The following is a 21,925-nucleotide window of genomic DNA, read 5'->3' on the forward strand; positions in this document are numbered from 1 at the left end:
AATGAAAATAATTGCAATGATTCCTGCCAGATATGAAGCTAGCAGATTTCCAGGAAAACTAATGAAAGATTTGGCTGGAAAAACAGTTATTTTAAGAACGTATGAAGCCACAAAACAATCCAATTTATTTGATGAAGTTTTTGTAGTTACCGATAGCGATATTATTTTTAATGAAATAATTTCAAACGGAGGAAAAGCCATAAAAAGTAAAAAACAGCACGAAAGTGGTAGTGATAGAATTGCCGAAGCTATTGAAAATTTAGCGGTAGATATTGTGGTAAATGTGCAAGGCGATGAGCCTTTTACTAAAACCGAGCCACTTTCAAAACTATTACAAGTTTTTAAAAATGATGAAAAACAACTAATTGATATTGCTTCATTAAAATTTAAAATGGAAGATGCAGAAGAGATCAATAATCCGAACAACGTAAAAGTTGTAACGGATGAAAATGATTTTGCGCTATATTTTTCACGTTCACCAATTCCATATCCAAGAGATGCTTCAAAAGCAAAATATTTTAAACATATTGGTATTTATGCCTTTAGAAAAGAAGCATTGTTAAAATTTACAAAATTACCTATCAATGAATTAGAAGCGGCTGAGAAATTAGAAAATTTACGTTTTTTAGCGCACGGATTAAGAGTAAAAATGTTAGAAACCAATGAGATAGCTATAGGAATTGATACGCCGGAAGATTTAGAAAAAGCCAATGCTATTTTTAAAATGAAAAAATAATGAGCATTTCTCCAGAAACAATTTTTAGTATTTTAATAGGAATAGGTTTAGCAGCATCCGTTGGTTTCAGAATATTTGTGCCACTTTTTGCATTAAGTATAGCTTCTTATTACAATATAATTCCGTTAAATGAAAGTTGGCTATGGGTTGGTAGTTCAAATGCTTTGCTATTATTGGGTATTGCCACAATTGTTGAAATTTTAGCATATTTTATTCCTTGGTTTGATAATTTGTTAGATACCATAGCAATTCCATTGGCCGCAATTGCAGGAACAGCAGTTATGGTAGCAACCGTAAGCGATTTAAGTCCCGTAATTACTTGGGCATTGGCAATTATTGCTGGAGGAGGAACTGCAACTGCAATAAAAGGTTCAACCAGTACCTCACGATTGGCATCAACAGCAACAACAGGAGGTATTGCAAATCCTGTAATTTCAACAATAGAAACGGGTTCGTCAATTGCAATGTCGGTATTTTCAATTTTTATTCCGGTAGTAGCAATTATATGTGTAGCCATTATTTTTTGGCTCATTTTTAAAGTATTTAAGTTATTCAAATCATCAAAACCTAAGCAATGAGTTATATCAACAGACAACCAAAGGATTTTATTAAATCGTTACAAATTATTCATTTTGCATTGCTAGCAGCAGTGTTAGTGTTTGCCTCATATGTTGCATTTAATGCAAAAGATCGTTTGTTTTTTTCGTATCAAGAGGGTAAAGCATTTTTATATTTAGCTATAATTATAGCTTTTGCTGGAAATTTAACAAGTAAATTTATATATGCAAAATTGATAAATCAAATTCCAAAAGATGCAGATTTGTCACTAAAAGCCATTAAGTATAGTACAGCACATATTTTTAGAATGGCAATGTTACAGTTTCCTGCTTTTATGTGTGTATTTTTTGTTTGGCAATCTAACAATAGCTTTTATTTTATATTGGTAGGTATTTTGGTTTTAATGATGTTAGCCATTTATCCAACTAAAAATAAATTTGTAAATGATGTGCCTTTAACAAACAAAGAAAAATCTCTATTAGAAAAGCTTTAAATAGTTTTTTAAATTTCGGATATTTGCACCTTAATTTTTATAAATGGCACAAAAACCAAGCATACCAAAAGGAACACGTGATTTTTCACCTACAGAAGTTGCAAAGCGTAACTATATATTTTCAACGATACGAAATGTTTTTGAAACGTATGGATTTCAGCCAATTGAAACACCAAGTTTTGAAAATTCAGAAACATTAATGGGAAAATATGGTGATGAAGGTGACCGATTAATTTTTAAAATTTTAAACTCTGGTGATTATTTAAATAAAGTTGATGAAACATTGTTAGCATCAAAAGATAGTTTAAAAGTAACAGCATCAATATCTGAAAAAGCATTGCGTTACGATTTAACTGTGCCTTTTGCACGTTATGTAGTGCAACATCAAAATGAAATTGAGTTTCCTTTTAAACGTTATCAAATGCAACCAGTTTGGCGTGCTGATAGACCACAAAAAGGGCGTTTTAGAGAGTTTTACCAATGTGATGCCGATGTGGTTGGAAGTAAAGGTTTGTGGCAAGAAATAGAATTTGTTCAATTATATGATGCTGTTTTTAGTAAGTTAAAGTTAACAGGAACGACTATCAAACTAAATAATAGAAAAATATTAGCAGGAATTGCCGAAATTATTGGTGAGGCCGATAAATTAATTGATTTTACAGTTGCCTTAGATAAGTTAGATAAGATTGGTGCAGAGGGAGTTACAAAGGAAATGTTAGCGAAAGGAATTTCAGAATCTGCCATTGAAAAAGTGCAACCGTTGTTTCATTTTAATGGTACAAATCAAGAAAAATTAAATCAGTTACAAGTGTTGTTAGCTGATTCTGTGGAAGGAACGAATGGAGTAAACGACTTACGTTTTGTAATTGATACTATTGAAATTTTAGGATTACAAAGTGCTCATTTAACTATTGATGTTACTTTGGCAAGAGGTTTAAATTATTATACAGGAGCAATTTACGAAGTTTCAGCGCCAAAAGGAGTTCAAATGGGCTCGATAGGCGGCGGCGGAAGATATGATGATTTAACGGGGATTTTTGGATTGAAAGATATGAGCGGTGTTGGAATATCTTTTGGTTTAGATAGAATTTATTTAGTATTGGAAGAACTAAATTTATTTGATACTGTTGAGTTACCAAAACCAAAAGTGTTGTTTGTTAATTTTGGCGATAAAGAAGCTGCTTTTTGTATGAAAGCCTTAGTAAAATTAAGAGAAAACAACGTAAAATCGGAATTATACCCAGATAGTTCAAAAATGAAGAAACAAATGAATTATGCAAACAAAAGAGAAATTCCGTTTGTGGTAATTGTTGGTTCTTCTGAAATAGAAAAAAATAAATATACTGTAAAAATCATGCAAACTGGTGAACAACAAGAATGTAGTTTAGAAGAATTACTTAAAATCACCCAATAACTTTAAAACAAAGTTGTAAATTTGCAGACTAATAACTAAAAAATGTTTGAAAGTAAAAACATAATGACAAATAAAATCGATGAAAGAGGAGATGATCACGTTGGATCTTCTGCTAAAACACCTTTAAGAGCCGATGCTTTTGAAATTTCAGATGAAGAAAAAAGAAATCGAATCGAATCGAGTGTAAGAGATATTTTAGAGACTTTAGGAATGGATTTGCAAGATGATAGCTTAAAAGGAACTCCAAGAAGAGTTGCTAAAGCTTTTGTAAATGAATTATTTTCTGGTTTAAATCCAGCTAATAAACCAAAATTATCAACTTTTGATAATAATTATAAATATGGTGAAATGCTAGTTGAAAAAAACATTACAGTTTATTCAACCTGCGAACATCATTTATTACCTATTGTTGGAAGAGCGCACGTAGCTTATATTTCTAACGGAAATGTAATAGGTTTATCTAAAATGAATAGAATTGTAGATTACTTTGCAAAACGCCCTCAAGTTCAGGAACGTTTAACTATGCAAGTAGTTCAAGCTTTACAAGAAGCTTTAGGAACGGATGATGTGGCTTGTGTTATAGATGCAAAACATTTATGTGTAAATTCTAGAGGTGTACGCGATATTGAAAGTAGTACTGTAACTTCAGAATTTGGAGGAAAATTTAAAGATAAAGATATTCGTAGAGAATTTTTAGATTATATAAAAATGGATACGAATTTTAACGAAATCCAGTAATAATTTACTAGTTTATATAAAAAAAGCAGCTTTTAAAGCTGCTTTTTTTATGTATAGATGTAAAATTATTCTTTTTCAATTAATTTTTTAGATAAAGTAAATCCAGTAAATAATCCAATACCTGCCATTAAAAATATAGATCCTGTATAAGCTACATCTTCATTTAAAATAGTGTACGCTTCAAGTATTGAACCTAAAAATATTCCAATTCCAATACCAATTAATAAAACAGCTAAGTTTAATATTAAAACTTTCCAAATTGGCACTGATGGAATTTTTTGTGCAGCTTTTGCGCTAAAAAATATACTTGCATCTGCACCCTTTTCAATTAAAGCAAGGCGTTCTTTATTTCTGGTGGAATAGTGTAAATAAAAAATTCCGAAAATAATTACAAATAATGATATGAATACTAATTCTGGCATAATAATAAATTTTTAAGTTTCTAATGTGTTTCATTTGGTATGACGACAATTGTTTTAACTCGGTTACAAAAAATAATTATTAATTTTTTTTGCATTAAATTGTAACCACTTTTTAATTAGCATCGTCATACAAACAAAATGACCGGTAAACCAGACGAATATTATATTAAAGAAACGTTGAATGGAAACGTAAATGCTTATGCTTTTTTAGTTAAAAGGTATAATTATATGGTTTTTACGTTGGCAGTCAGGATTATTAAAAACAGAGAAGATGCAGAAGAAATTGCTCAAGATGTTTTTATAAAAGGTTATAGAAATTTAGCTAATTTTAAAGGAGATTCAAAATTTTCCACATGGATTTACAAAATTGCCTATTATGCAAGTTTAGATAAATTGAAAAGCAATAAACGCCAAGTAAATGCTGAAAATATTGATGTAATAAAGGGTGCTTATTTAGAAGATTCTCACAATTCAGATAGTGAGTTACACGATAACGAGCGAAAAAACATTATCAATCAAGCGCTGTTAAAGTTATCGGAAGAAGATAAAGTGATAGTTACGCTGTATTATTTTGAAGAATTACCAGTTAAAGAAATTGTAATTGTGGTAGGTTTATCTGAAGATAATGTAAAGGTAAAACTATTTAGAGCTCGAAAAAAGTTAGCAGAATTATTAAAAAATGTGATAGAAATAAATACCATAGATTTATGATGAAGACAGATAAAGAAATAGACGAATTTGCAAAATATATAGTAAAAGAAGCGAGTGTTGAAAAACCATCTGAAGAATTTGTAAACAAGGTAATGGATGCAATTTATTTAGAGAATACAACAGCGTTAAATACTTCTTTTAAACCATTAATTTCAAATACATCATGGTTTGTAATTGTATTAATTTTTGCTAGTGTTATTGGTTATTTATTAAATATTGAAACAAAATTACCTGCTATGTTTAACTTTATTGATGTTTCATTTTTTAAAAATATACCATCAATAGAAATATTTTCAAAAATTCATTTTTCAAATACATTTACTTTAAGTTTTATTGTATTTTCAATATTCGTAATTTTTCAATTAATTGTAATTAAAAATTATTTTAACAAACAGCATCATTTTTAAATTTTTTTAAAAATTTTAATTGTTAATTTTGCGCAATGATATTTAAAAAAATTAATCGCATTATTTGTATATCGTTAGCTGTTGCTTTTGTTAATTTGGTAAATTGTCAAGAAACTGAAAAAGTAGAAGTTAAAGAAAATACTTGGAATCTTTTTAAAAAAGATGGTACTTTAATATTACAAAGTGTTAAGCATGCTTACACACAACCACTTAAATGGGAAAAGGATGATTGGTTAACGGCAGGAGGAATTGTTGCAGGAACTGCATTTATGTATATTTATGATGAGCAAACTAGTGAGTATTTTGTAAATCAAAATAAAAATGCCCCACAAATGTTAAAAGAAATTGGTTGGTATTATGGTAGTCCTCAAAACTTTTTTATGATTTCTGCAGGGATATATGGATACGGATTATTTGCTAAAAATGAAGCGTTTAGGCACACAGGTGTTTTAATTATTTCTTCAGCTGTGGCAACTGGGTTAATACAAACGATAAGTAAAAATGCTTTTGGTAGAGCTAGACCATCACAAGATGTTGGAAGTAGAAAATTCAAATTTATGAGTAAAGAATCTGGCTATCATTCCTTTCCTTCGGGTCATTCAATTTTATCTTTTACAGCATCACATGCAATTGCAAAACAATTTAAAAATATATGGGTAAAAGGGGGGATTTATACTGTTGGGTTAATTGCACCAGTTTCAAGATTATGGGCAGGAGCTCATTGGTTAACGGATGTAACCTTAGGAATGGTATTAGGGGTTGTAATTGTTGATGGGATTGATAATTTTTTGCAACAAAAGCAAAATAGTAGTAAAGAAAAACTTATAAATTGGAATGTAAATATTGGTGTTGGCAATATAGGTTTAATAGGTACTTTTTAATTTAGTGTGGCGCTAATAAATGAAAAGGGGCAAAGGGTAAATTGCGCAACACCCAAAATAGTAGTACAATAATTAAAATTATTAAAGGTGTTTTGGGGTGGTAAATGTAATTGTAAATTCTTTTTTTTAAAACTGCATTAATTGCAATAATTAAAAAATGATAAACAATAATACAAAGGCCTAAAATATACAATACATTTTGTTTAACAACTCCAATAAAATTTAAATTCAATAAATAATGTGTTGCGCGCTGACTTCCACAACCAGGACAATAAATACCAGTAGTAACGTACAAGGGACATTTTGGTAAAAAATTTACATTGGTTGGGTTTATGGTAGAATAGATAAAAAGTAATCCCATTCCAAAAAATAGCATTACAAAATACTTGAATTTATTTTTTTTTAATTTATTAAAAATCACCAGATTCTAATATTGTGAAGCCACCTATAGCTACTATAAAAATAACAGTTGAAATAGCTACAATTAAACCAGAAACAATTGCTGCAATCATCCAATTTTTTGCGTTTTTAGAGGCTTTAGCAGCGCCTTCGTAATTTCCTTCAGCAAATTTAGAATTTACTTGTGCAGCATAAATAATACTAATAATACCAAATGGTTGACAGCAAAAAATAGTAGCTAAAATTGCTTCAATTAAGTAATTTTTGGGTTGAAATTGTTCCATATAAATAAATAATGCAAAATAATTATATTATAAATCTAAGATACAATTATTTAAAGCATATTTTTTATATTTTTAAAAATAAAATGTATTTCACCCGCAATTTGTTGGTTGATTTCTAAGTATTTTTCTGACTGATATAATATGTTGTCAAATGTTTTTGGATCATTAAAAGGTAAGTGAAAACGTTCTATAGCATCTGTAATAAAAGGACAATTTTCCGCTGCATTTGAACAAGTTGTAATAGCAATAAAAGGTTTTTTATTGTACTCATCATCATATAATTTAGAAAAACCTACAATTGGGTTTATACCATTTTTGTAATTAATAGCATACACCGGATTTTGATGAGAGAACTCAATAATTTGAAATGTAAATCCAACTTCTTGTAATGTTTTTACAGTATTTCTATAAAAAGCCGTTGCTGCAGTGCCTCCAGAAAAACTATTAATATCAGAAAACTTATAATAATTGTTAGCATAACTACTCCAAACCTGTGCTAATTGACTTCTTCGGCTGTTATGTGTACAAATATAATTTATGTTCACTTTTTTGTTTGCCGTTAATTGTTTAGCAATATAAATAGCAATTGATTTTAATAGTTGCTTCCTATTTTCATCAATTGTTAAGTTTTCTAAAGCACTTTTAAAAAAATGTTCGGTATTTATAGATTCAGTTCGCAGCATCTTTATATTTTTGCGTAAAAATAATTTTAATAGAAATAACGCATATTTCGTCAAAATTACTAAAAAGTTAAGAAATTTGTTTTCAATTAAAAATAATTAAAAATGCAAAGAGAATTTAAAATAGGTGATACAGTTGCAGTTTTAGATGATGTAATTAAAGGTAAAGTAGTAGGTATTGCTCATGGAAAAATTAGTGTAGAAAGCACCGAAGGTTTTGCTTTTGAGTTTTTTCCGAACGAATTAGTGGTTGTTAAAGAAAATCAGGCAGATTTATCTAAATATTCCGATATTTTTAATGAAGGCTTAACAGAAAAATTAAACTACCAAGAGAAAAAGAAAAATACTCCGAAATTTAAGAGTACTATGAAGCCCGAAGATTTACCGCCTATGGAAGTAGATTTGCACATTCATCAACTTACAAAATCTACCGTAGGTATGGATAATTATGATATGTTGAATCTACAAATTGAAACGGCAAAACACAAAATAGAATTTGCCATAAAAAACAGATTACCAAAAATTGTTTTTATTCACGGCGTTGGTGAAGGTGTGTTAAAAAGTGAATTAGAATTTTTATTTAAACAATACAATATTACTTCATACGCAGCTTCTTATAAAAAATATGGTTTAGGCGCAACAGAAGTATATATTTATCAAAACCCGAAGTAATTATATTTTAACTGTAACTGTACCAAACGGAAAAGTTTCAAAAAATACTCTTTCAGTACCATCAAAAAATAATAATTGGTTTAAAGAAATTTCATGCTTGTAACCAGTAATTGTTGTACCAGATAAAACTTCGGTTGTTTTAATGGTAACAGTTCCGCTAGTAGCAATTAATTCTTTAGATACTTTTGGTTCTAATGGAGGAATATTTTGACAAAAATAATCTGTACCAATTGCAGAGGCTACAATTCTGTAGGTAGCTTTAATAGAGGTTGCGGCAGCAGTGCTTCCAAGAGTGATAGTTTTTTCGCCAACAGTAGTTCCTAAGTGAGTTTTTACTAAAGAAAGTGCTAATAACTCAGTTTTACTACTATTAGTAACGTATAAAACATATTCGCCACAACTAGTAACTGTGTCTGTAAAATTAAATGAAGGAACATCAAAATCACCATCGCTACAAGAACTTAGTGAAAAAATTAATAAAAGAGTCAGTATTTTTTTCATTTTAAAATTTTATGAAGCAAAAATAAATGTTTTCAACTATTAAGCACTAATTGAAACCATTTATTTTAGTTATTTTTGCTAAGTGAAACAAGTATATTTAGATAACGCAGCAACAACGCCACTATTGCCTGAAGTAATTACTACAATTACTGAGGCTATGCAGAATATTTATGGCAACCCTTCTTCTATTCATCAAATTGGTAGAAAAGCAAAATCTTTAGTTGAAACAGCTAGAAAAAACATAGCTAAACATTTTAATGTATCGGCATCAGAAATTGTATTTACTGCAGGTGGAAGTGAAGCAGATAATTTAATTTTAAGAAATGCAGTCATCAATTTAGGAGTAACTACCATTATTTCTTCAAAAATTGAACACCACGCCGTTTTACATACTATTGACAATTTAATTAAAGAGTTTGGTATTACTGTAAAATGGGTTGATTTAACCAATAATGGTGAAATAAATGAAACGCATTTGGAAGCATTGTTACAGCAAGATGATTCTAAAAAATTGGTGAGTTTAATGTATATAAACAACGAAATTGGTAATATTTTAAATATTGAAAAAGTAGGAAGTTTATGTACCAAATATAAAGCGCTTTTTCATTCTGATGCTGTTCAGGCAGTTGGTCATTTTAAATTTGATATTCAAAAAACACCAATCGATTTCTTTGTTGCAAGCGCACATAAATTTCACGGACCAAAAGGGGTGGGTTTTGCTTATATAAAAAAAGGAATTGGCATTTACCCAATAGTACACGGTGGTGAGCAAGAAAGAGGCGCAAGAGCTGGAACAGAAAATGTGCACAGCATTTTAGGAATGGATAAAGCCTTGCATATTGCCTATGCAAATTTAAACCAAGAAGCTGCTGAAATTCAAACTTTAAAAAATTATTTTATTCAACAGTTAAAAGATAATTTTGAAGGTATAAAATTTAATGGAACATCAGATAATGAGCAACTTAGTAGTTATATTATTTTAAATGTTCAGTTTCCAAAAGAATATGGAATGTTACTTTTTAATTTAGATTTAAAAGGGATTGCAGTTTCAGGAGGAAGTGCTTGTCAGAGTGGAAGCAGTAAAGGTTCACACGTTTTAAATACAATTTTATCAGAAAAAGAAGCAAAAAATACATCCATTCGCTTTTCTTTTAGTAAGTTAAATACTACTGAAGAAATTGATTTTGTAATAGATAATTTAAAAACACTGATTCGCTAACACGTAATTATCCATTAAAGTTTGTTAAAATAAATTACGGAAAACGTAGAAACAACTGTTTAAATAACATTTACTTCTATTTCTAATTCAATAGCAAAATTTTGTAAAATGGTTTGCTGTATATGTTGGGCAAGTTCATGAATTTCTTTGCCAGTAGCGTTTCCATAGTTTACCAAAACCAAAGCCTGATTTTTGTGTATACCAGCATCTCCAAAACGTTTTCCTTTAAAACCACTTTGTTCAATCAACCATCCAGCAGGAATTTTTATCTCATTTTCTGAAACTATATAATGTGGCATTTCAGGATACTTTTCTTGAAGTTTTTTAAAAGATTCCGTATCAATTACTGGGTTTTTAAAAAAACTACCGCTATTTCCTATTTCTTTTGGGTCAGGTAATTTACTTTGTCTAATAGCAATTACGGCATCAGATATATCTTTAAGTGTTGGATGTTGGTTGTTTTCTAAAGCAGATTTAATAGCGCCGTATGAAATATTTAACTGATGATTTTGTTTGGTAAGCTTAAAAGTAACTTTAGTAATAATATATTTTCCTTTCAAGTTATTTTTAAATACAGAATTTCTATACCCAAAATTACAATCGCTATTATTAAATATATGGGTTTTTCCGGTAGCTATTTCTAAAGCCTCTAATTGGTAAAAAGTATCTTTAATTTCAACACCATACGCACCAATATTTTGTATAGGACAACTACCAACATACCCTGGAATTAACGATAAATTCTCTAAACCTCCATAGTTTTTTGAAATGCACCACAAAACAAATTCGTGCCAATTTTCACCAGCTTCTGCAGTAACCAACACGTAATTTTCATCTATATCACTTGTAGTAATTCCTTTTAAATTTAAGTGTACAACAAGTTTTTCAATATTTTTAGTTAATAGCATATTGCTACCGCCACTTAACAAAAAAAGCTCTTTTTTTAACGATAAAATGCTTTTTACATCATTGAAAGAATTCGCAGTTACAAATTGCTTTGCAATGGCATCAATTCCAAAAGTATTGTACGGTTTTAAAGATATATTTTCTAAAATAGTCAATGCGCTAAGCGTTATATTTAATTAATGCAGCTTTTAAAATTTCAACCGATCTTATAAGGTCTTCTTTTTTTAACACATAGGCAATTCTAACCTGTTTTGTGCCAATTCCTTTGGTAGAATAAAATCCTGCGGCAGGAGCAACCATAACAGTTTGGTTGTTTAAATTAAAATCTTCTAAAAGCCATTGTGCAAATTTATCAGCATTATCAACAGGTAATTCAACAACACAATAAAATGCTCCTCTCGGATTTGCCACTTTTACACCTTCAATTTTAGAAAGCTCTTCAATAAGAATATCTCTTCTTTTTTTATACTCAACGGTTACTTCATTAAAATATGATTGTGGTGTTTCTAATGCCGCTTCACTTGCAATTTGTGCAAATGTTGGTGGACTTAAACGTGCTTGCGCAAATTTTAAAGCAGTACTTATTACTTCTTTATTTTTTGAAACGATACAACCAATTCTTGCGCCGCACATACTATATCTTTTTGACACAGAGTCTATTATTATAGCATGGTTATCAAGCCCAAAATTATTTAATACCGATTGATGTTGAACATTGTCGTACACAAACTCTCTATATACTTCATCAGCAATTAAAAATAAATCGTGTTTTTTAACAATTTCAGCCAGTTTTTCAATTTCTTCTCTAGAATATAAATAACCCGTTGGATTGTTTGGATTACAGATTAAAATTGCCTTAGTTTTTGGTGTAATCAATTTTTCAAACTCACTAATAGGAGGCAATGCAAAATTATTTTCAATTTTAGAAATTACGGGTACAATTGAAACACTTGAAGCGGTTGAAAAACCATTATAATTTGCATAAAATGGTTCAGGTATAATAATTTCATCTCCCGGATCTGTAATACTTCCTATAGCAAAAAGCAACGCTTCAGAACCTCCAGTTGTTACAATAATATCTGTTGCTGATACATGTATGTTATATTTTTCGTAATAATTGGCAATTTTTTGGCGATAGGTTTCTGAACCTTCAGATCTGCTATATTCCAACACTTTTATAGTATTGTTTTTAATAGCATTTAAAGCAACTTCAGGAGTTTTAATATCAGGTTGTCCAATATTTAAATGAAAAACTTCAATTCCTTTCTTTTTTGCGTTTTCTGCATAAGGCACCAATTTTCTAATTGGTGATTCAGGCATATTTTTTCCTTTAAGAGATATTGTAGGCATTATTCAATTTTTATTAAAAATGATGTAACAAAATTGCGAAATTAAATTTAAAAAGTGTAACTTTTTATCGATTTTTTAAAGGTTAAATTTTTCACAAAAGTTGTGCTGTAGACGTATGATTTTGTAAATTAACAATAATTAAATTTATATAAATTGATAAAGAGGTATTTACATTTTTTTTTAGTGTTGTTATTTTTTTGTAGTGCCGAAAATTCGTTTTCGCAAGGCAACTATAAATTTTTAAACAATACCAAAAAGCAAACGATTAAATTTCAATTGTTAAGCAACTTAATTGTTTTTCCGGTGGAAATTAATGGAAAGGAATTAAATTTTATTTTAGATTCTGGTGTTGGAAAAACTATTTTATTTAATATCAACCACAACGATTCTATTCCGCTATTTAATACCCATAAAATAAAGTTGCAGGGGCTTGGTGAAGACGATGCTGTGGAAGCCGTTTTATCTGAAAACAATGTATTTAAACTCAAGAATATTGTTGGTGAAAATCAAAGTTTATATGTAATTTTTGATGATAGTTTTGATTTGTCATCAAAAATGGGACTGACCATTCATGGCATTATTGGGTATGATATTTTAAAAGATTTTGTTGTAACTGTTAATTATAACTTAAAAAGCTTAACATTTATAGCCGCGGAAAGTTATAAACCTAAAAATTGTAGAAAATGCGAATTGTTACCTATTGAATTTAATTCGTATAAACCATATATCAATGTAGGGGTTAAATTAGAAGCCAATCCAAACAAAACAATTCCAGTAAAATTACTTATAGACTCTGGCGGAAGTGATGCTATGTGGCTATTTGAAAATAGTGCGCCTGAAATAGTAGCGCCCACCAAGTATTTTGAAGATTTTTTAGGCGAAGGTTTAAGTGGTGCTGTACACGGTAAAAGATCTATAATTGAAGCATTAGTAATTGGAAAATTTGAATTTAAAAAACCAACAGTTTCATTTCCAGATTCTTTATCGGTAGCTCATGCGCTTAAATTTGAAGAAAGAAATGGTAGTATTGGTGCTTCCGTTTTAAAACGTTTTGTTGTTACCTTTAACTATCCAAATAATGAAATTCTATTTAAAAAAGGAAGTGGTTTTAATGATGCATTTAGGTATAATATGAGCGGTATAGAGCTGGTTCATAATGGAAAAATTTTGGTAAAAGAAAATGCGGGTAATTCAATAAAATTTGGAGATAAGACACAGTCAGATAATAAAATTATAACACTAATTGATTACAGTTATAAATACACTTTTAAACCATCATATAAAATATATAAAATTACTGAAGGTTCTCCAGCACATAAAGCAGGCTTAAAAAAAGATGATATTTTAGTAAAAATAAATGGTAAGTATACCTACGGAATGAAGTTTGATGAGGTTGTAGATTACTTTTATCAAAAAGAAGGTATGAAAATTAACCTAGTTATTGAACGAAATCATCAAGATTATAACTTTAGTTTTAGATTAGAAAATGCTATAAACTAAAAAAGGCTGTATAAACAGCCTTTTATTTTGTATTCTTTAATTATTTTGAAGAAACTGAAGATTTTTGTTTTACCACTTCAGATTCTGGTTTTAATACAATTCCTTTAATTCTCAACATCTTAGCTGGCTCTGATGCATTTGAATATACGGTAATAGCTTTTGAAAATCCACCTGGAGTATGTGTATTGTATTTAACCTCAATTTCACCTGTTGCACCTGGCATAATAGGTCCTTCTGGTTTTTTAGGTACAGTACATCCACATGTAGACTGAATTCTTTCAATTACTAATGGTGATTTTCCCACGTTTTTAAATTTAAAAACACGTAAACCATCAGCATTTTGTTGAATAGTTCCATAATCAATTACATCAGTTTCAAATTCAAATACCGCAGCATTTGAATCAGTTGTAGCTGTCGTTTTTTCCTGTGCATTTATTGAAAGTGATACAAGTCCAATAAACAATAATAGTGCTATTTTTTTCATTTTTTTAATCGTTTTAATATTGTAAAGTTAGTTATTTTTTTAAGCTTTCAAAATATTTTGTGTTATCTCTTATAATTGTACATTTGCAAAATCTATTACAAATATCAGACCAAAATGAGTTTAGCTACAAAATATAGCCCACAAGACATAGAAAATAAATGGTATAATTACTGGATGGAAAATAATTATTTTCATTCTACACCAAATGAAAAAGAGCCGTACACCATTGTAATTCCACCGCCAAACGTTACTGGTGTGTTACATATGGGGCATATGTTAAACAATACCATTCAAGATGTATTAATTAGACGTGCACGTTTAAAAGGTTTTAATGCATGTTGGGTTCCGGGTACTGATCACGCTTCTATTGCAACAGAAGCTAAGGTGGTAGATAAGTTAAAGCAACAAGGTATAAATAAAGCCGATTTAACACGTGATGAGTTTTTAAAACATGCGTGGGAATGGACAGATAAGCACGGCGGTATTATTTTAGAACAATTAAAAAAATTAGGTGCTTCGTGCGATTGGCAACGTACAAAATTCACGATGGATGCAGATTTAAGTGAAGCCGTTACCAAAGTTTTTATCGATTTATATAATAAAGGATTAATTTACCGTGGATACCGCATGGTAAACTGGGATCCTTCTGCTAAAACAACGTTGTCTGATGAAGAAGTTATTTATGAAGAACGTCAAGGAAATTTATATTACTTAAATTATAAAATTGAAGGAAGTAATGATGTGCTAACCATTGCTACCACACGTCCTGAAACCATTTTAGGAGATTCAGCCATTTGCATCAATCCAAATGATGCCCGTTTTACACATTTAAAAGGTAAAAAAGCCATTGTACCAATTTGTAATAGAGTAATTCCTATTATTGAAGATGAGTATGTAGATATTGAGTTTGGTACAGGTTGTTTAAAAGTTACGCCTGCACACGACCAGAACGATAAAATATTGGGTGAAAAACATCAATTAGAAGTGATTGATATTTTTAATGATGATGCTTCTTTAAATTCTTTTGGATTGCATTACGAAGGAAAAGATCGTTTTGTAGTTCGTAAAGAAATTACCAAAGAATTAGAAGCATTGGGTTGTTTGGTAAAAATTGAACAACATTTACATAAAGTAGGTACTTCTGAAAGAACCAAAGAAGTTATTGAACCTAAAATATCAGCACAATGGTTTTTAAAAATGGAAACTATTGTAGAGCCTGCTTTAAAAGCAGTGTTAGAAGATTCAGCAATTAAATTTTTTCCAAAACATTATAACAATACCTACCGTCATTGGTTAGAAAATATTCGCGATTGGAACATATCACGTCAATTGTGGTGGGGACATCAAATTCCTGCTTATTTTTATGGCGATGGTGAACATGATTTTGTAGTTGCAGAAACTATTGAAGAAGCTGTAGAATTAGCAAAGCAAAAAACCAACAACCAACAACTAACAACTAGTGATTTAACACAAGATCCTGATGCGTTAGATACATGGTTTTCATCGTGGTTATGGCCAATATCAGTTTTTGACGGAATACGTTTTCCTGACAATGAAGAAATTAATTACTATTATCCAACCAACGATTTAGTAACCGGACCTGATATTATTTTCTTTTGGGTTGCCAGAATGATTTTTGCAGGATACGAGTTTAGAAATGAAAAACCGTTTTCAAACGTGTATTTTACAGGAATTGTACGTGATAAGCAACGTAGAAAAATGTCGAAATCATTAGGAAATTCACCTGATCCAATTGAATTAATGGAACAATACGGTGCCGATGGTGTACGTGTTGGTATGTTATTGTGTTCAGCTGCTGGAAACGATTTGTTATTTGATGAAGAGTTATGTGCACAAGGACGTAATTTCTCTAACAAAATATGGAACGCTTACCGATTGGTAAAAGGTTGGGAAGTATCAGAAACTATTGAGCAACCAGCTTCATCAGCCATTGCTATAGAGTGGTACAATGCAAAATTTCAACAAGTATTAGCAGAATTAGATAGCTCGTTTGAACAATACCGTTTAAGTGAAGCCTTAATGAATATTTATAAATTAATTTGGGACGATTTTTCTTCTTGGTTTTTAGAAATGGTAAAACCAGAATACCAACAACCTATTGATGCTAAAACGTACAAGGAAGTTATTGGGTTTTTAGAAGATAATTTAAAAATATTACATCCGTTTATGCCATTTTTAACAGAAGAAATTTGGCAAGACATTGCACCTAGAACTCCTGAACAAGCGTTAATAATTGCGGAATATCCAAAAGTAAAATCATTTAATAAGGCTTTAATTAGTGAGTTTAACGTAGCTGCGGATGTTATTTCAGGAATTAGAACCATCAGAAAAGATAAAAACATTTCTTTTAAAGAAACGATAGCGTTTTCAGTATTGAATAACGATAAAGTAAGTACTAATTTTGATACGGTTATTCAAAAAATGGGTAACTTATCGGCAATTAATTATGTAACTTCAACGGTAGAAGGTGCGTTGAGTTTTAGAGTAAAATCCAACGAATATTTTATTCCAATGGTGGGCGCTATTGATGTAGCAGCAGAAAAAGCAAAACTAGAAGAAGAATTAAAATACACACAAGGTTTCTTAAAATCGGTGCAAGGAAAATTAAGTAATGAGCGTTTTGTAAATAATGCGCCAGAACAAGTAATTAAAATAGAACGCCAAAAAGAAGCAGATGCATTGGCAAAAATTGAAACCATAAAAGCAAGTTTAAATAGTTTATAATTTAAATTATGAGCACACTTAAAAATTTTATTATTGGTACTTTTATTATATTAATAGGGTGTAATACTGCTACTAAAAACATTGACCAGTATGTACAATACAATAAAAACATACAATTAAAGTATGCGCCAGATAGGAGAGTGGCGCTATATACTGTAGCTATTGAAATGAAAAACGATACGTTATTTTTAAGTGGTGAAACAAACAATGCAGAAGCTGTAAATGAATTGATTACAAAATTAAAACATGATAAAGTAGTTTTTAAAAACAATGTTGACATATTGCCCAATGCTACAATAGCTACTTTAAAGTATGCCATTGTAAATAATTCTATAGCCAATATTAGAAGTAATCCTAATCATGCGGCAGAATTAGCTACACAAGCTATTTTAGGAACCGAATTAAAAGTGTTTAAATATGATGATTATTTTTATTTAGTACAAACACCAGATGGTTATATTTCTTGGGTAGATGCAGGTGGTATTACGTTAATGGATGCAACTACTTTTTTAGCGTGGCAACAAGCTAAAAAAGTAATTTATACTCAAATTGTTGGTAATGTATACGAAGATGAAGCGTGTACTACTATTATGTCTGATATTGTAATTGGTGCACAGCTAAAATTAATTAACCAGCAAAAAAGCAGGTATCAGGTTCAATTTCCAGATGGTAGAATTGGCTATATAAAAAATAATGAAGCCAGTTTATATGATGATTGGATAGCAAATGTAACCCCATCAAAAGAATTGATAGAAACGTATGCGCGATCTTTTTTAGGTTCACCGTATTTATGGGGAGGAACTTCATCAAAAGGAATGGATTGTAGCGGATTTGTAAAAACGGTTTATTTAATGAATGGTTTTGTAATTCCTAGAGATGCATCGCAACAAATTTATGCTGGCAAAGTAGTAGATGAAAATTTAACTTTTGAAGGTTTAGAAAAAGGAGATTTACTTTTTTTTGGAGCCAAAGCTGATGGAGATAAAAAACAGCGTGTAACACACGTAGGAATTTGGTTAGACAATGGTAAAAAAGAATACATTCATGCATCAGAACGTGTAAGAATTAATTCAGCCGATGTTAATTCACCGGTTTACAATGAGTATTTGGTGACACATTATTTAGGAAGTAAACGTTATTTAGGTGTAAATGATACATTGATTACTAATTTAAAATTGACTACTTTAGCAACTATTGAACCGTAACACCCAATTAAAAACATAAAACAATACATTTACTGTGGTTGGTGAATGTATTTAGAAAAGGGATGCTAATTTATTGGCATCCCTTTTTGTTGTTTAAAAATCATATAATTTTGTTAAAAAAAGGATCAATTATGGAAAGCCGTAAGTTAAATATAGTATAAAGCGTTATTTTTATTTCATATTTACAAATACTGTGCATTTACTTTGGGGTTGTGAATGTACTACAGAAAAGGGGGCGTTCAGCAATGAGCACCCCTTTTTGTTTTAGCACCCAAATTTTGTGATGGTACTTCTATATAAATACTGCTCACAAATTGATACAAAGTTGCTGGGTTTTGTAAGTAAAGTTGCTTTACTTTAAAAAAAAAGTTGTACAATTTATTGTAAAAAAATGTACAACTATCTTAAAAATGTTGTACAATTAATTTATAAAAGTAGTACTTTATAAATAAAGGACTTATTATTTGAGCGAATTTTATAATAACTTATGCTACTATAAAGATACTATATTTTGTAGTAATAAACCTTATTTTGTTGTTTTTTTATTAACAGATACTTTACTAATTTTAACAAAAAGATACTATTTAATTTAAAAATTGCGAATAAATGAACGTATTATACGGTTATCCGTAAAATTTTAATTTGATAATTGTTATTTTTATATGGATATAACAAGTTAGCAACAATAGGTCAAGACGAATTAAGTAGTTCATTATGAACGAATTGTTTAACAAATTATAAATACGTTCTTTAAATTTAATCGGATAGATTTGATCCTTTTTTGGGAACTAAACGCTAGATAGTTTTAGTTTTTTAAGAAACTGAAATCTACATTGATAAATGAGTCGTTTAAAGAAAATTTTCGGTTGCGTTCTGCCTCGTTCTAATCCAAAAAAGGCGCAAATGAAAATCTTAAACTACCAACCTAAATGCAAGATAGTTGGTTTTGTATTTTAAATGTGATTCGATTTATCAAAATTGAAATGTTTGTTTAAAAACGTATCGCTGGCATTCTGTCTCGGTTGGTTTTGGTGAAAATAAATAAGGTACGTTTTTGCCCAAAGTTTGGTGTTGCCCTAATGTGGCTAACATTGTATAACCAAAATTGCTTATTTCACTAAATTAGAACAATTCTTAATTCTTAAAATGTTATATTTAACATCGAAAAATTGTAAAAACCAAACGCAACTTTGGTTCATACTAAACCGTTGCCAGCAATTAGATTACAAGAAAAATGACAAATAAAATAGGACTTTTTACTGCTTTGATTTCATTTTTGATTGGAACAATTTTGTTAATTATTTTTTATTTGACAAATTCATATTCCATGACATTATTCGGAATGATTTTTATTGCTATTGCAGGAATTATTAATTTAGGCGTTTTGGTAAAAGTTCTGATTAATTTAATAAACGAAAAAGAGAATAGAAAAAAACATATTCTAACATCTGGAATAATGATTTTAAATATTCCTATCGCGGTTTTCTATTTTTTTATTGTTATGTTTTTAATGAGTACTATGAGAATTTCATTGATTAATGAAACTGGAGCTAAATTGACTGATTTAAAAATAATTGGAGGAGAAACTAAAATAATAAATGAGCTTGGAGTTGGAGAAAGACAAACTGAGTGGATTCCAATAAAATCTGAAAATCCCATTATTCTTGAATATAGAATTGACGGAGAAACTAAGCATGAAACGATTTATTCTTATCCAGTTACAGGAGAAAGAATTAATCATAGAATAGGAAATAATTCAAATAGAATTGAGAATACATATTAAAATAAAAGCTGGCAACACTGCATATACTTTATTGCTTGGTCATAGCCTACTTACGAAAATCCTCGCGGATTTTCTATTCGGTAATTATTTACTAAATTAGGTGCTTAAACCACGCAACAAAGCATATTCAAACACGTTGGCAGTAAGCTAAAAATAGAAATTGTGACAAAAAAAGAATATCAAGAAGAAATATTAGAATTAAAGAGTGAAGATGATAAGAAAATTTTCACTCAGAAACACTACTTTCACGGACTACCTTTAGTTTTTGAGAATAGAGAAAATGAGTATTACTATTTCCGAAAAAAAATTGCTGATAATTTTAAAATTGATTTTTATGAGGTTCTAATTGTTGGTTCTTCTAAATTTGGTTTCAGCCCATATAAATTAACAGACTTTTCATTAAATTCAGATATTGATGTTGTAATTTTCAATGAAAAATTATTTGATATTTATTTCGAGTTAATAAGTGAATATCAATACAAAATTAAAAAACAAATTATAAGGCTAAGTTCGGCACAATCCAAAGAATATTTAAAATTTATAAAATATTTTATACGAGGATGGATGAGACCCGATTTACTACCACAAAATACGACTGAATTTAAGGAGATTAGACAAAATTGGGATGATTTTTTCTTAAGTATCTCCTATTCTAAATCACAAGTTGGAAATTATAAAGTAAAGGCTGGTTTGTTTAAAAATCAATCATTTGCAGAAAAATACTATCGCTTTTCAATTGAAGAAATTACCTATAAATTAAAAAATATTTAAAATGTCAAAACAAATTCCTGCACAACCAGATAAAAAAACTATATCAGATCTTATAGGTAAAATTCAAAGAAACGAGCTAATCCTTCAACCCGAATTTCAAAGAGGTTTTGTTTGGACTCCATCTCATATGGAAAACTTTATTAAAACCATTCTTGATGGCTATCCGTTTCCGGAAATATATATTTCTCAAAAAGGAATTGACCTAACTACATTATCAACACAAAATGTTGTTGTTGATGGACAACAAAGATTAACGACTATTAAGAGATATATTGATGGTGATTGGGATTTTGAAAAAAGAATTCCTAAATATAAAGAACTATCTGAAAATGAACAGAGAGAATTTTTAAATTATGACGTTACAATACGTGATTTAAAAGATGTCTCTGCTGATACTATCATAGAAATCTTTAAAAGAATAAATTCAACAAATTTCACATTAACAGCTATTGAAATTAATAACGCTTTATATAATGGCGAGTTCATAACTTGTGCAAAAGAAATTTTAAGTATTATAAATGATAATGAATTAAAAGTTCCAATATTTAGTGAAAGTGAATTAACCAGAATGGCTGATTTGCATTTTATACTTTTAGTAATGGCAACTTTAGAAGAAGGTGGCTACTTCACCCAAGATAAAGAAGTTGAAAAATATATTTCAAAATATAATAATGAATTTCCCAATTTTGAGAATGCAAAAACAATAATATCAGAAACAATAATAGATATTTTGACTAGTGATTTAGAATTAGATTCTATTTGGTTCAGAAAATCTAATTTTTTTACGCTTGTTTGTGAAATCTCATTATCAAATAAGAAGATAGTTGATATTCTTGAAAATTTGAATATAGCTGAATCAAATATTATACAAAATAAAACCGGTGATAAAAGCACAAATGAATTTGCAAAATATTATGCAAGTATGTATGCTGGAACTAATAGTAGACAATCAAGAGTTATCAGAAGTGAATTTTTAAAGAAGAATGTATTGATATAACGCCAACTGCCAACACCGCGCATAATTTATGCTTACTTTTAAACTAACTATGAACCAAATAACAACCAA

The 21,925-nt window shown here is 29.5% G+C and carries 24 protein-coding genes; 16 read left to right on the forward strand and 8 right to left on the reverse strand.

From position 1 onward, the window contains the following. The first annotated feature begins 1 nt into the window (after position 1). The 5 genes from kdsB to folE all read left to right on the forward strand — a co-directional run bounded on the left by kdsB (position 2) and on the right by folE (position 3,939). The gene (gene kdsB, locus BM335_RS01810) at positions 2-736 is read left to right on the forward strand and encodes a 3-deoxy-manno-octulosonate cytidylyltransferase (RefSeq protein ID WP_090222457.1); all 735 of its coding nucleotides are present in this window, start codon (positions 2-4) and stop codon (positions 734-736) included. Positions 737-741: 5 nt separating this feature from the next. Further along, on the forward strand, positions 742-1,314 hold the full coding sequence (locus BM335_RS01815) for a DUF4126 domain-containing protein (RefSeq protein ID WP_090223222.1): 573 nt from the start codon (positions 742-744) through the stop codon (positions 1,312-1,314). After that, positions 1,311-1,787, forward strand: coding sequence for a DUF4271 domain-containing protein (locus BM335_RS01820; protein WP_090222459.1), 477 nt, complete (start codon positions 1,311-1,313; stop codon positions 1,785-1,787). Before BM335_RS01815 ends, BM335_RS01820 begins: the two co-directional genes overlap by 4 nt. A gap of 43 nt (positions 1,788-1,830) precedes the next feature. Beyond that, positions 1,831-3,201, forward strand: a complete 1,371-nt coding sequence (hisS, locus tag BM335_RS01825; protein WP_090222461.1) for a histidine--tRNA ligase — start codon at positions 1,831-1,833, stop codon at positions 3,199-3,201. A 63-nt stretch (positions 3,202-3,264) separates the two neighbouring features. Continuing rightward, positions 3,265-3,939, forward strand: coding sequence for a GTP cyclohydrolase I FolE (gene folE / locus BM335_RS01830; protein WP_245780588.1), 675 nt, complete (start codon positions 3,265-3,267; stop codon positions 3,937-3,939). 65 nt (positions 3,940-4,004) lie between these two features. Here folE and BM335_RS01835 read toward each other — a convergent pair whose 3' ends face one another. Continuing rightward, entirely contained in the window at positions 4,005-4,361 is a 357-nt protein-coding gene (locus BM335_RS01835; protein ID WP_177219127.1) for a DUF6249 domain-containing protein, read from the reverse strand. Positions 4,362-4,499: 138 nt separating this feature from the next. Here BM335_RS01835 and BM335_RS01840 point away from each other — a divergent pair, with 138 nt between their 5' ends. From BM335_RS01840 to BM335_RS01850, 3 genes are read left to right on the forward strand one after another with little or no spacing between them, the layout of a single operon-like run. Continuing rightward, the gene (locus tag BM335_RS01840; RefSeq protein WP_090222469.1) at positions 4,500-5,072 is read left to right on the forward strand and encodes an RNA polymerase sigma factor; all 573 of its coding nucleotides are present in this window, start codon (positions 4,500-4,502) and stop codon (positions 5,070-5,072) included. Further along, positions 5,069-5,479, forward strand: coding sequence for a hypothetical protein (locus BM335_RS01845; protein ID WP_143102365.1), 411 nt, complete (start codon positions 5,069-5,071; stop codon positions 5,477-5,479). Before BM335_RS01840 ends, BM335_RS01845 begins: the two co-directional genes overlap by 4 nt. A gap of 35 nt (positions 5,480-5,514) precedes the next feature. Beyond that, entirely contained in the window at positions 5,515-6,360 is an 846-nt protein-coding gene (locus BM335_RS01850; protein WP_090222473.1) for a phosphatase PAP2 family protein, read from the forward strand. A 1-nt stretch (position 6,361) separates the two neighbouring features. On the opposite strand, the gene BM335_RS01855 is transcribed toward BM335_RS01850, so the two are convergent. The 3 genes from BM335_RS01855 to BM335_RS01865 are packed head-to-tail and all read right to left on the reverse strand — an operon-like array spanning position 6,362 to position 7,726. Next, positions 6,362-6,721 carry a DUF2752 domain-containing protein gene (locus BM335_RS01855; protein ID WP_218157796.1) on the reverse strand — a complete coding sequence of 120 codons (360 nt, stop codon included), beginning with the start codon at positions 6,719-6,721 and terminating at the stop codon, positions 6,362-6,364. Positions 6,722-6,770: 49 nt separating this feature from the next. Further along, on the reverse strand, positions 6,771-7,043 hold the full coding sequence (locus BM335_RS01860) for a CD225/dispanin family protein (protein WP_090222477.1): 273 nt from the start codon (positions 7,041-7,043) through the stop codon (positions 6,771-6,773). Between the two features lie 50 nt (positions 7,044-7,093). Next, on the reverse strand, positions 7,094-7,726 hold the full coding sequence (locus BM335_RS01865) for a low molecular weight phosphatase family protein (RefSeq protein ID WP_090222479.1): 633 nt from the start codon (positions 7,724-7,726) through the stop codon (positions 7,094-7,096). A gap of 102 nt (positions 7,727-7,828) precedes the next feature. On the opposite strand from BM335_RS01865, the gene BM335_RS01870 reads away from it, so the two are divergent. Then, complete coding sequence (locus BM335_RS01870; protein ID WP_090222481.1) at positions 7,829-8,395, forward strand: DNA mismatch repair protein MutS; 567 nt, start codon at positions 7,829-7,831, stop codon at positions 8,393-8,395. Here the strand turns inward: BM335_RS01870 and BM335_RS01875 are convergent, their stop codons facing one another. Then, positions 8,396-8,896: a hypothetical protein gene (locus BM335_RS01875; protein WP_090222483.1), complete on the reverse strand. Its 501-nt coding sequence runs from the start codon at positions 8,894-8,896 to the stop codon at positions 8,396-8,398. An 82-nt stretch (positions 8,897-8,978) separates the two neighbouring features. Here BM335_RS01875 and BM335_RS01880 point away from each other — a divergent pair, with 82 nt between their 5' ends. After that, positions 8,979-10,115, forward strand: coding sequence for a cysteine desulfurase family protein (locus BM335_RS01880; protein ID WP_090222486.1), 1,137 nt, complete (start codon positions 8,979-8,981; stop codon positions 10,113-10,115). 59 nt (positions 10,116-10,174) lie between these two features. On the opposite strand, the gene murB is transcribed toward BM335_RS01880, so the two are convergent. Together murB and BM335_RS01890 are read right to left on the reverse strand one after the other, a co-directional pair. Continuing rightward, positions 10,175-11,176 (reverse strand): UDP-N-acetylmuramate dehydrogenase, encoded by a 1,002-nt coding sequence (gene murB / locus BM335_RS01885; protein ID WP_090222488.1) that lies wholly within the window; start codon positions 11,174-11,176, stop codon positions 10,175-10,177. Positions 11,177-11,180: 4 nt separating this feature from the next. Then, positions 11,181-12,371 (reverse strand): pyridoxal phosphate-dependent aminotransferase, encoded by a 1,191-nt coding sequence (locus tag BM335_RS01890; RefSeq protein ID WP_090222490.1) that lies wholly within the window; start codon positions 12,369-12,371, stop codon positions 11,181-11,183. Between the two features lie 303 nt (positions 12,372-12,674). On the opposite strand from BM335_RS01890, the gene BM335_RS01895 reads away from it, so the two are divergent. Continuing rightward, a complete protein-coding gene (locus BM335_RS01895) occupies positions 12,675-13,871 on the forward strand; it encodes a PDZ domain-containing protein (RefSeq protein WP_177219128.1) in 1,197 nt (398 codons plus the stop codon). Between the two features lie 40 nt (positions 13,872-13,911). Here the strand turns inward: BM335_RS01895 and BM335_RS01900 are convergent, their stop codons facing one another. After that, positions 13,912-14,355: a DUF1573 domain-containing protein gene (locus BM335_RS01900; protein ID WP_090222494.1), complete on the reverse strand. Its 444-nt coding sequence runs from the start codon at positions 14,353-14,355 to the stop codon at positions 13,912-13,914. A 114-nt stretch (positions 14,356-14,469) separates the two neighbouring features. Here BM335_RS01900 and BM335_RS01905 point away from each other — a divergent pair, with 114 nt between their 5' ends. From BM335_RS01905 to BM335_RS01925, 5 genes are all read left to right on the forward strand, one after another. After that, complete coding sequence (locus BM335_RS01905; RefSeq protein WP_090222497.1) at positions 14,470-17,100, forward strand: valine--tRNA ligase; 2,631 nt, start codon at positions 14,470-14,472, stop codon at positions 17,098-17,100. An 8-nt stretch (positions 17,101-17,108) separates the two neighbouring features. After that, a complete protein-coding gene (locus tag BM335_RS01910) occupies positions 17,109-18,305 on the forward strand; it encodes a C40 family peptidase (protein WP_090222500.1) in 1,197 nt (398 codons plus the stop codon). Between the two features lie 1,327 nt (positions 18,306-19,632). After that, positions 19,633-20,088, forward strand: coding sequence for a hypothetical protein (locus BM335_RS01915; protein ID WP_143102368.1), 456 nt, complete (start codon positions 19,633-19,635; stop codon positions 20,086-20,088). A gap of 162 nt (positions 20,089-20,250) precedes the next feature. After that, positions 20,251-20,859: a hypothetical protein gene (locus tag BM335_RS01920; protein ID WP_090222506.1), complete on the forward strand. Its 609-nt coding sequence runs from the start codon at positions 20,251-20,253 to the stop codon at positions 20,857-20,859. 1 nt (position 20,860) lies between these two features. After that, positions 20,861-21,856: a DUF262 domain-containing protein gene (locus BM335_RS01925; protein WP_090222508.1), complete on the forward strand. Its 996-nt coding sequence runs from the start codon at positions 20,861-20,863 to the stop codon at positions 21,854-21,856. Positions 21,857-21,925 lie beyond the last annotated feature (69 nt).

This window comes from Lutibacter maritimus, from assembly GCF_900116115.1.
Taxonomy (GTDB): domain Bacteria; phylum Bacteroidota; class Bacteroidia; order Flavobacteriales; family Flavobacteriaceae; genus Lutibacter; species Lutibacter maritimus.